This is a genomic window from Aeromonas lacus, assembly GCF_000764665.1.
Lineage (GTDB): Bacteria > Pseudomonadota > Gammaproteobacteria > Enterobacterales > Aeromonadaceae > Aeromonas > Aeromonas lacus.
This window is the reverse complement of sequence record NZ_JRGM01000032.1, coordinates 78,619-88,481: the sequence shown is the minus strand read 5'-3', so window position 1 is coordinate 88,481 and position 9,863 is coordinate 78,619. Positions and strand designations below refer to the sequence as shown.

The following is a 9,863-nucleotide window of genomic DNA, read 5'->3' as shown; positions in this document are numbered from 1 at the left end:
TTGTTTGGTTTTATAACGTGGAGGAAAGCCACCTCAATGCTATATCTAATGAGTTTAATAAGTTGAAAGATAGAGTTTCTGTTGCAGAAGAGCTATTGAATTCAAGATATAGTCGAAAATATGAAGGTTGTTTTGTTTATGACTAGTGAATTAGGTATAGGTAGTGAATATCTTTAATTGTAAGTGCCTAGATATGTTTGTTGATTAGTCGTTTTTGAATTAATAACCACCTTGATGGAAATAGATGAAATAATATTGGGATAGTTTGCCTTCTATAAGGAGTAATATGTCGCCATATTGGCGGCATTTGTCTATCTGCAGGTCAAAGCTTTCTTTTTATGCCAAGGCAGGTAAGCTGCGGGGCAAATAGCGTCAAGCAGGAGACGGGACGATGACAGAACAACATATCGCCGGGACTATCGGCATTCTGGGAGCGGGGTGGCTCGGGCTGCCGCTGGCGCGGGCCCTGCTGGCGGCAGGCAAGCAGGTGGTGGTGACGGTCAGCAGCGCCGAGAAGGCGGCCCGTCTGCAGGGGGAGGGGATCGATGCCCATCCGCTGACCATCTCTGCCAACATGGGCTCTGCCGAGATGCCCGTTGCTGATCAACAAGCGCCGTGGCCCATCCCCTGCGAGAGTCTGGTGATCTGCGTACCGCCCAGCAAGACCGATGACTATCCGCAGGCGGTGGCAAAGGCCTGCGCGTTGGCCAAAGCGAGTGGTACCCGGCGGGTGCTGTTTGTCAGCGCCACCTCGGTATGGGGGGCGGGGCAGCAGGAGGGGGAGCAGCCCAAGCCGCGTCATGCCCGTGGCGAGCGGATGCTGGCGGCGGAGCAGGCGGTGCTGGCAGCCGGTTTCGAGGTGGTGATGATAGTGCGCCCCTCCGGCCTTTATGGCCCGGATCGCCATCCCGGCCGGTTCCTCGCGGGCAAGACTCTGGATGGTGGCGCCCAGTCGGTCAATCTGGTCCATCTGGACGATGTGGTGGCGGCTTGTATGTTGCTGCTGGAGCGGGGCAAGGACGGGGATGTCTTCAACCTGAGCGCGCCGGTGCATCCGCGCCGCGAGCAGTTTTACCCCTTTGCGGCGCGTCAGCAGGGGCTGCCTGTTCCGGTCTTTATCGAGCCTGCCGGTGAATTTCAGCCCATCGACGGTCAGCTGATTTGCCAGCAGATGGGATTCAACTATCGCTGGCCCGATCCGGCCCACTGGTTTGCCGAGCTCGCCGCCTCGGGCAATTGAGGTTTGCCAAGGGGGTGATCGCCCCCTATCATGCCGCCATCCATGAGAGAGAGGCGGTAATGATGGTAGATACAAAACGTCACCCCGATGGGGAGTTGTTGCTGAGAACCCTGGCAATGCCAGCCGATACCAACCCCAATGGCGACATCTTTGGTGGCTGGATCATGTCCCAGATGGATATAGGTGGGGGCATTATGGCCAAGGAGCTGGCAAAAGGACGTATTTGTACCGTATCCGTCGAAGGCATGACGTTTCACAGTCCGGTCAAGGTGGGCGATGTGGTCTGCTGCTATGGCCGCTGCATGAAGATCGGCCGCAGCTCCATGAAGCTCAAGCTGGAGGTGTGGGTCAAGCCGGTACTGCGGGAAAACGACGCCCAGCGCTACTGTGTGACCGAGGGGATCTTCACCTATGTCGCCATCGACGAACACGGCAAATCCCGCCCGGTTCCGGTGAGTGCCTGATCAAATAAGCCGGGCGTTGATGATGGATATTTCCTGCTCAAGCCCGGTTTTTTGCCGTATCATGCGTTCCAGCATCTCCTCTGACCCTACATACTGAAGGGTGTCGAACAGACAGAGATCGCACTGCGGGTCCCGTCTTATCTGGTAGACGGTGGCCAGCTCCACTTGATGACAGTTTCCTTGTTGATCATAAAACGTCACGTTGTACCGAAGTTCTTTCGCCATGAGACAGCGTCCTTCTGGTTGAGTGGAACAGGGACTATCAGCTTAGTCGGCGTTGATGACGTTTGTGATGGTCAAGATACAAAGCAAAGGCGGGCGGTTTAGCCGATGAAAAATAGTTATCGCATTCTTGGCACCTCCCTGCTGACCATGGGGTTGGTAGGCTGTTTCGAGGTGCCGGATCAGAACCATCTGGTCACGGCCGATGGGATTGTGCCGGGTATCGACTGCCAGCGTCCGCCGCTGGTGGCGCTGGCGACCACGGCGCTGCCTCGTGAATTCGGCATCACGGTCTGGAACCTCTACAAGGGACAGCGCAAGAACTGGCGCGAGGGGATGGACAGCTACGCCAAGGGGCAGGATCTGGTGCTGCTGCAAGAGTCGGCCACCCGTCCCGAGATGCTCGACTGGCTGCGCGCCGGTGATTTCCAGTGGCAACAGCTGCAGGCCTTCACTCAGGGCGGCGTCTCGTTCGGAGTGATGACGGTAGCCAAGACCCCGCAGGCGTTCGTCTGTGGCGTGCGCTCCCCCGAGCCCTTGCTGCGCATCCCCAAATCCGGGCTGGTGAGCCTCTATCCGCTGCAGGGCGATCCTGACGGCGTGCTGGTGATCAACCTCCATGCGGTCAACTTCGAACTGGGGATGGCCACCTTCCGCGAGCAGCTCAACGATCTGACCGCGCTGGTGCGCCGCCATCAGGGGCCGGTGATCCTGGCCGGTGATTTCAATACCTGGAGCGACAAACGCCAGTTCTGGCTGAGCAAGCTGGTTGAAGAGTTGGGTCTGCAAGAGGCTGTGCCGGTGCCTGACTTGCGCCGCACCGCTTTTGGTCGTCCGCTGGATCACCTCTACTACCGCAATCTGGATCTGGTCGAGGTGAGCTCACCGGCGACCGACAGCTCCGATCACAACCCCATCATTGCGCGCTTTGCCGCCCAGTCGCTGACGCCGTAGTCCTGTGATTGCCCCATAAAAAATCCGGCGCCAATGGCGCCGGATTTTTTTGCGCTGTTGCCAGCGACAGAGGCATTACTGCTGATAGAGGCCCAGATGCTCTTTGGCGTAGGCTTCAAAATCGGTGCAGCCACCGATGTGCTGCTCGTCCAGGAAGATCTGCGGCACTGTGTTGACCGGCTTGCCGGCGCTCTTGGCCAGATCTTCTTTAGTGATGCCTTCGGCGTGGATATCGACGTAGCGGAATTTGAAATCATCGCGTTGTTCAACCAGCTGCTCGGCAATCTGCTTGGCACGAACGCAATAGGGGCAGCCGGGGCGACCAAAAATCACTGCAAACATCATTTCTCTCCGTTGGTGAGGCCGTTGTGTGAAACCGTCAGGTCAGGCCATTGATAAGAGGCAGGGGACAGCATATCCCCCCCTCGTCACGACTTAAAGTTGAAATTGTCGATACCGTGATTCGAGCGGCTCTATTGCCTCAGTTCTCGTCGGCGATCTGGATCGGCTGCTGCTGGTAGATGCTCTCCAGCACCCCCTTCTCGAACACGGTCCAGGGCCAGGGGGCCTTGCTGGCGCGGTAGCGCTCGTGAGTCGCCGGGTCTTGCGACAGACCGCGCTGGAACATCACGAACGCCTTGCGCTGGCCACCGGCGGTATCGATAAAGCCCACCAGGTTGGAGGTGCCGGTGATGGTGCCGGTCTTGGCGTGCACCTTGTTTTTCATCATGGGGGCGGTGACGCTGCGGCGCCACGCCAGAGTGCCATCCACCTGCGAGCTTGGCAGCAGCTTGATAAGGCCAAGCTCCGCATCATTTTTCTGGATGAAGTTGAGCACCGACAGCATCTGGCGGGCGCTGATGAGATTGTGAGCGGAGAGGCCGGAGCCGTCAGCCAGGGTGGCGTTGCCCAGATCGATGCCGTTCTTGGTCAGGATGGCGCGCACTGCCATGGTGCCGCTGCGATAGCTGCCCGGCTTGTTGTAGTAGTGGCGACCTACGGTCTTGAGGAAGGTATCGGCATAGAGGTTGTCCGATTTCTTCAGCATCTTGGCCAGCATCACCGGCAGGGAGACCGAGTAGTGGGTGCCCAGCGTCTCGGCGTTGTCCGGTGCCTTGTGGGTGACCCGCAGCAGGCCGTCATGCTTGATGCCTGCTCTGTCCATCGCCCAGCGGATGTTGTCCCAGCCCCAGGCTTCCACGTCGTGGATGGCGAAGCGCAGACCCTGTGGATCCTTGTTCGGAGTAATACAGCCCTTGAGCTCGTAGAAGTTGCCCTTGGCCATGTCCACTTCCAGTGCGCAGAACTGGCGCGCCATGTCGGCGTAGCTCATCACTTCCACGTTATCGGCACCGATGCCGATGGGCACGCCGGTGGCCACATTGCCAACCGCCGGTTTGCCAATCTGGGTGGCGGTAATGGTGCCGTAGGCGCAGTTCTTGTCGATGATGACCGAGGAGACCGGAGCGGCGAAGCAGAGGGTCTGATCCCCCCACGACCAGCCGTTGCCGCGCTCGTAGCCGTTGTAGGCACCGGTGTTGACGTAGACGTTGCCCTTGATCTGGTTGACGCCAAGCTGCTTGAACAGGGCCAGCAGATCCATCCGTGACAGAGTGGGGTCGCCGACGAAGTTGATCCAGATATCGCCATTGATGACGTTGCCCTGCTTGGCGCCGGGCTGGGCCTGAATGTCGGTGGCAAAGCGGAAGTCGGCACCCAGCTCAAGGCGGGCCGCCAGCGCGGTGAGCACCTTCATGGTGGAGGCGGGGGCGATCATCTGATCCGCATGACGGGCAAACTCAACGCCGTTGTTGCCCTGCACTATGATGGCGTACTGGCCACCCTGAGGGGGCGTCAGCGGGGCGGCATGAGCCGCCAGAGAGAAAAGAGCACAAAAACCAATCAACAGCCGCTGCATAACATCCTCTAACGTGACGAAGGGGCCAGACCGATAGCACTGACCCTGATAATTCAACCTTGTTTCACCCACCGATGCAGGATCGGCTGTGGCAAAGCAATTCATACGATTTACGCCGGTCGCCACTGGCCATCACGCCAGCGAGTTGGCGGTGCGATAGCGACCCTCATAATCAAAAATCTTCTCTTTTATCTGCCAGAAGCGCCCCGATTTGCGGGCGATGACGAAATCGGGATGGCGAAACTGGCTTTCTGCCGCCAGCACGCTCGCCAGGGTGGCAAATTCGGGCTCCAGACCCGGGGCGGGCCAATGATGACGCACAAAGTGCTGTTGAAACAAGCGCCGTGCGCCCTCGGAGTGAAATCCGAAGTACTCATTGAGGGTGAGACCATCCTCATCGTGATAGATCACCTCCAGCCGCTCCCCCTGTTTGCCGCGCCCTGCGGTGAAGGTGAGACCGGCGCAGCGGATCACCATGCAATCCTTGAGATTGAGCGCCTCTTTAAGCTTGTCGTCAGGGTCCACCAGCAACTGATCGCAGCTCTGGCAGCGGCGGGCAGCGATGTCGTTATCACTGCCGCAAGCAGGGCAGATCTTGGCGCGAAAGCGGTAGTCGCACTCTTCGTGGTTGCCCTCGTCATCTTCAAACAGCCCCTGACAGCGGCGGCCATAGTGCTCGATCACCTTGCCATCCTCGTCGGTCTTGCCCCAGAAGGTGTTGGCAAAGCCGCAGGCGGGACAGGGTACCTGCACCGGCTCGGTACCGGCGTGGGGGCGAGGTTCCCCCACTTCTGGGGCAAACAGGTTGAAGTTGTTGCCCGCATAGTCGAGCACCAGACAATCGGTCTTGCCCGGCGAGAGACGCAGGCCCCGCCCGACGATCTGCTGATAGAGGGAGACAGACTCGGTAGGTCTGAGCATCACGATAAGATCGACATGGGGGGCGTCGAAGCCGGTGGTGAGCACCGCTACGTTGACCAGAAACTTGAGCTCGCGCGCCTTGAAGGCATTGATGAGGGCATCGCGCTCCGGCCCCGGCGTTTCGCCGGTGATAAGGGCGGCCTGCTGGCCTCGGGCACCCAGCAGGCCGTGGATTTCACGGGCGTGTTCGACGGTGGCGGCAAAGATCATCACCCCCTGCCGGTCGGCGGCATACTCCAGTACCTGACTCAGGATATGGGGTGTAACCCGCTCCTGCCGCTTGAGCTCGCCGTTGAGCTCCGCCTCGCTGAAGAGGCCGTTCTCCCGCGGCACCAGCTTGCTGAAGTCGTAGTGAACGATGGGAGCATCCACCATGTGTGGCGGTGTCAGGTAGCCGTTTTTGACCATAAAGCGCAGCGGCAGCTCGAACACGCAGTCGCCGAATAGCCGCTCGCCGTGGCTTTTGACCATGCCGTGGTAGTGGCGCCGGTAGATCCAGCCCAGCCCGAGCCGATAGGGAGTGGCGGTGAGGCCGAGGATCTTGAGGGCCGGATTGGCAGCCTTGAGATGGTCGATCACCTGATGGTACTGGCTGTCGTCATCCAGCGAGACCCGGTGGCACTCGTCGATGATGAGCAATGAAAACGCCCCGTCGAAGGCAGCCAGATTGCGCGCTACCGACTGAACCGAGCCAAACACCACCTGTGCGCTTGCCTCCTTGCGATCCAGCCCTGCGGCGAAGATGTCGGCCTTGAGCCCCCATGCCTCGTATTTGGCGTGGTTCTGCTCCACCAGCTCCTTGACGTGGGCCAGCACCAGCACCCGACCACGTGCCTTGCGGGCCAGTTCGGCGATCACCAGACTCTTGCCGGCCCCGGTGGGCAGCACTACCACGGCGGGGTCCGGGTGTTTGCGAAAGTGGCTGATAACGGCGTTGACGGCGTCGGTCTGGTAGGGTCTGAGAACGAACATGCAGGTTTGGCGCGGGGCAGGGCAGGATGGCGCCATTATAGGGATCTTGCCGCCACAAAAACAGCGGGCCGGCATGATGCCGGCCCGTTGAATAGATTGTGTGCTTAGTGGAAGGGGAAGATGTAGTTCATCCAGCTTGCCATGCGCAGCAGTACCTTGCGCATTACCGAGACGTGGTGGAAGTACTCGGTATAGACGGCGGCCTGGCCGCTGGCACCGGCAATCACCTGATACTTGGCCCACTCGGGGTCGGTGATGGAGATGAGCACCGGCATGCGGCCCGGGCGGATAGCGCTGGTCTGATCCAGCAGCATGGCGTTGGCCTGCACGTTGCCGGCGGCGATGGCCGGGATCACGGCGGTCACCTTGCCCTTGAAGATCTTGCCGGGGATGCCGTCGATCACCACTTCGGCCTCGTCACCCACCGCCAGACGCTGCATGCTGTTCTGCCAGAACCAGCCCACATAGGCGGTCTCATCCTTGTGGATGAAGGTCATCACCGGACGATACATGAAGGGGGTGGCGATCATGCCGGGACGCAGGGCGAGCTGCACCACATGGCCATCGCTCGGGGCATAGACCACGGTCTGGGCCAGCTGGTATTTGGCTTCATCGAGCTGGGCCTGCAGATCTTCCAGCATGGCGCGTTGCTGATCCATCTGGGCGGCGATCTCGTCCACGCTCGCCTGAGTGACGTCGAGGTCACGCTGCTTGCCGACGCCACGGCGCATCAGGTCGCTGGCGCGATCCCGATCCAGCTTGGCGGAACGCAGTCTGGCATCGATCGACTTGAGTTGATCCTTGTTGGCATTGAGCCGGGCAGTCAGACTTTCCACCTTCAGCTTGAAGGGCTCATCATCAAGGCGAAACAGCACGTCACCCTTTTTCACCGGCTGGTTGGCTTGTACCGGCACCTCGACCACCCGGCCCTTGACCAGCGGCACAATGGGGGTTGAGAGGTAGTAGTTGCGCGCCATCTCGGAGTAGGGGTGGTTGTAGTTCATCAGCATGATGAGGGTGCCGATGAGGATCACGCCACCCAGCGCGGCGGTGGGAACAGTCCACTTGTTGAGCGGGATCCGGAAGATTTTGAAGATGGCCACGCAGAGTGCCGTGTAGGTCAGGATCAGTAGCAGGTCCATGATTTATCCCTGTTGCTCTTGCTGTTCGATATGGTTGAGGCGGCCTTTCAGCTCGGCCAGCTCCTCTCTGAGGGCCGCGATATCATCTTCATCTTTTTGCAGGCGCTGGTTAAAGCCCCAGCCCCGATCCGGGCGGTAGAGGGTGGCCCAGATCCAGAGGAACGGCCACAACACGTGCAGCGTAAACAGGCTGACCCAGCCGGCAACATGGATGGCATCCTGATGAGGGTGATTCCGATGTTTGGCTATTTCGTAAGGAATATCGTGGATCACGATGACTCCGTAGAAGATGACCAGCGCGACAAAGACGAGCAGGCCAAGGGCAAAGTAATCAAGGAACATGTATAACCTCCACTGGCTTCAAGCACAGCTTTATCATTGATTCATATATTCGGGAAAGCAATTAAGAATCACATATTTATCGTCAGGCCGCACGGAATCTAAAGGGGCTCTGCTGTATAGGAGCTTAAGGAGATTCCGGGTTGTTTTATTGGTTGTTTTGTTAATTGAAAAAGGGGCCTGCTGGCCCCTTTTTTTACAACCGGATACCGGCATCACCCTTCGCTGGGGTTGCTGACCAGCGGTTGGCGGAATTTCACCAGGAAGGCCACGGTAATTACTGTGGTGGCAGCCAGACCGATGATGGTCGAGATCCCCATCTCCAGCCCGAACCCGATGGGGGCGTTGGCCAGGTAGGTAAACACCACGGCGGTCATGAACATGGCAGGGATGGTGCAGACCCAGTGCAGCTTGCCCTCTTTGAGGAGGAAGGCGGCAGCGGCCCACAGCATGATGACGGCGGTGGTCTGGTTGGCCCAGCCGAAATAGCGCCAGATCACCCCGAACTCGGCCTTGGAGATGATGAAACCAAGGATGAACATGGGGATGGCGATCAGCAGACGCTTGGCCATCGGTTTCTGGGTCAACTTCAGGAAGTCCGCCACGATGAGGCGGGCACTGCGAAACGCGGTGTCGCCCGAGGTGATAGGCAGGATCACCACACCGAGAATGGCCAGAATGCCGCCCACGGTGCCGAGCAGGCTGGTGGAGACTTCGTGCACTACGGCAGCCGGGCCGCCGTTGGCCATGGTGGCGTTGAGCGCTTCGGTGCTGTCGTAGAAGGAGAGACCCAGGGTGCACCAGATAAGGGCGATGATCCCTTCACCGATCATGGCGCCGTAGAAGATGAAACGGCCTGACTTCTCGTTCTGCATGCAGCGCGCCATCAGCGGTGACTGGGTGGCGTGGAAGCCTGATACCGCGCCACAGGCGATGGTGATGAAGAGCAGCGGCCAGAGCGGCAGTTCGGTCGGGTGCAGGTTGGAGAAGTCCATCCCGGTGTTGTAGAAGCCTTTGCCGGAGACGATCAGGCCAACGATGAGGCCGACCGACATGAAGACCAGCAGGGCGCCGAAGATGGGGTAGAAGCGGCCGATGATCTTGTCGATGGGGACTATGGTCGCGAGGATGTAGTAGGCAAAGATCGCCACGATCCAGTAGACCAGATCGGTGGATGTGAGGTTGGCGAGCAGCCCTGCCGGGCTCAGCACGAATACCACGCCCACCAGCATCAGCAGCACCACGGCAAACAGGTTCATGAAGTGCTTGGCGGCGGTGCCCAGATGCTCACCGACCACGGTTGGCACCGAGGCACCCTTGGCTCGCACAGACAGCATGCCGGAGAAGTAGTCATGTACCGCACCGGCGAAGATGCAGCCAAAGACGATCCAGAGCATGGCGACCGGGCCGTAGAGGGCACCCAGGATGGGGCCGAAGATGGGGCCGACACCTGCGATGTTGAGCAGTTGAACCAGATAGACTTTCTTGTCCGACATGGGGACATAGTCCACCCCGTCAGCCATGGTGATGGCGGGGGTTTTCAGCTCCGGTTTCGGGCTGAATATCCGTTCGATGAATTTGCCGTATATGAAGTAGCCGGCCACAAGTAAGCCGACACAGAGGAAGAACCAAATCATTGCTACGCTCCTGCATTGTTATTTTTTAGTGTGCAGAGCGAGTCTAAAACGGTT

At 59.1% G+C, this 9,863-nt stretch carries 10 protein-coding genes; 3 read left to right on the top strand and 7 right to left on the bottom strand.

The genetic code is table 11. The features are described from left to right. Nucleotides 1–391: 391 nt before the first annotated feature. Nucleotides 392–1,240 (top strand): NAD-dependent epimerase/dehydratase family protein, encoded by an 849-nt coding sequence (locus LG31_RS0105410; RefSeq protein ID WP_033113470.1) that lies wholly within the window; start codon nt 392–394, stop codon nt 1,238–1,240. Nucleotides 1,241–1,299: 59 nt separating this feature from the next. Then, nucleotides 1,300–1,704 carry an acyl-CoA thioester hydrolase YciA gene (gene yciA / locus LG31_RS0105405; protein ID WP_033113469.1) on the top strand — a complete coding sequence of 135 codons (405 nt, stop codon included), beginning with the start codon at nt 1,300–1,302 and terminating at the stop codon, nt 1,702–1,704. Here the strand turns inward: yciA and LG31_RS0105400 are convergent, their stop codons facing one another. Beyond that, the gene (locus LG31_RS0105400; RefSeq protein WP_005337874.1) at nt 1,705–1,929 is read right to left on the bottom strand and encodes a hypothetical protein; all 225 of its coding nucleotides are present in this window, start codon (nt 1,927–1,929) and stop codon (nt 1,705–1,707) included. It abuts the gene before it with no gap. 105 nt (nt 1,930–2,034) lie between these two features. Here LG31_RS0105400 and LG31_RS0105395 point away from each other — a divergent pair, with 105 nt between their 5' ends. Next, nucleotides 2,035–2,880 carry an endonuclease/exonuclease/phosphatase family protein gene (locus LG31_RS0105395; RefSeq protein ID WP_033113468.1) on the top strand — a complete coding sequence of 282 codons (846 nt, stop codon included), beginning with the start codon at nt 2,035–2,037 and terminating at the stop codon, nt 2,878–2,880. Between the two features lie 75 nt (nt 2,881–2,955). Here the strand turns inward: LG31_RS0105395 and LG31_RS0105390 are convergent, their stop codons facing one another. From LG31_RS0105390 to LG31_RS0105365, 6 genes are all read right to left on the bottom strand, one after another. Then, nucleotides 2,956–3,222 carry a GrxA family glutaredoxin gene (locus LG31_RS0105390; RefSeq protein ID WP_033113477.1) on the bottom strand — a complete coding sequence of 89 codons (267 nt, stop codon included), beginning with the start codon at nt 3,220–3,222 and terminating at the stop codon, nt 2,956–2,958. Between the two features lie 139 nt (nt 3,223–3,361). Further along, nucleotides 3,362–4,798, bottom strand: a complete 1,437-nt coding sequence (gene dacB / locus LG31_RS0105385; RefSeq protein ID WP_033113467.1) for a D-alanyl-D-alanine carboxypeptidase/D-alanyl-D-alanine endopeptidase — start codon at nt 4,796–4,798, stop codon at nt 3,362–3,364. Between the two features lie 132 nt (nt 4,799–4,930). Next, nucleotides 4,931–6,691, bottom strand: coding sequence for a DNA repair helicase RadD (gene radD, locus LG31_RS0105380; RefSeq protein ID WP_033113476.1), 1,761 nt, complete (start codon nt 6,689–6,691; stop codon nt 4,931–4,933). Between the two features lie 104 nt (nt 6,692–6,795). Then, nucleotides 6,796–7,833: an HlyD family secretion protein gene (locus tag LG31_RS0105375; RefSeq protein WP_033113466.1), complete on the bottom strand. Its 1,038-nt coding sequence runs from the start codon at nt 7,831–7,833 to the stop codon at nt 6,796–6,798. A gap of 3 nt (nt 7,834–7,836) precedes the next feature. Further along, a complete protein-coding gene (locus LG31_RS0105370) occupies nt 7,837–8,175 on the bottom strand; it encodes a DUF3302 domain-containing protein (protein ID WP_033113465.1) in 339 nt (112 codons plus the stop codon). A gap of 212 nt (nt 8,176–8,387) precedes the next feature. Next, a complete protein-coding gene (locus LG31_RS0105365; RefSeq protein ID WP_033113464.1) occupies nt 8,388–9,809 on the bottom strand; it encodes a carbon starvation CstA family protein in 1,422 nt (473 codons plus the stop codon). Nucleotides 9,810–9,863 lie beyond the last annotated feature (54 nt).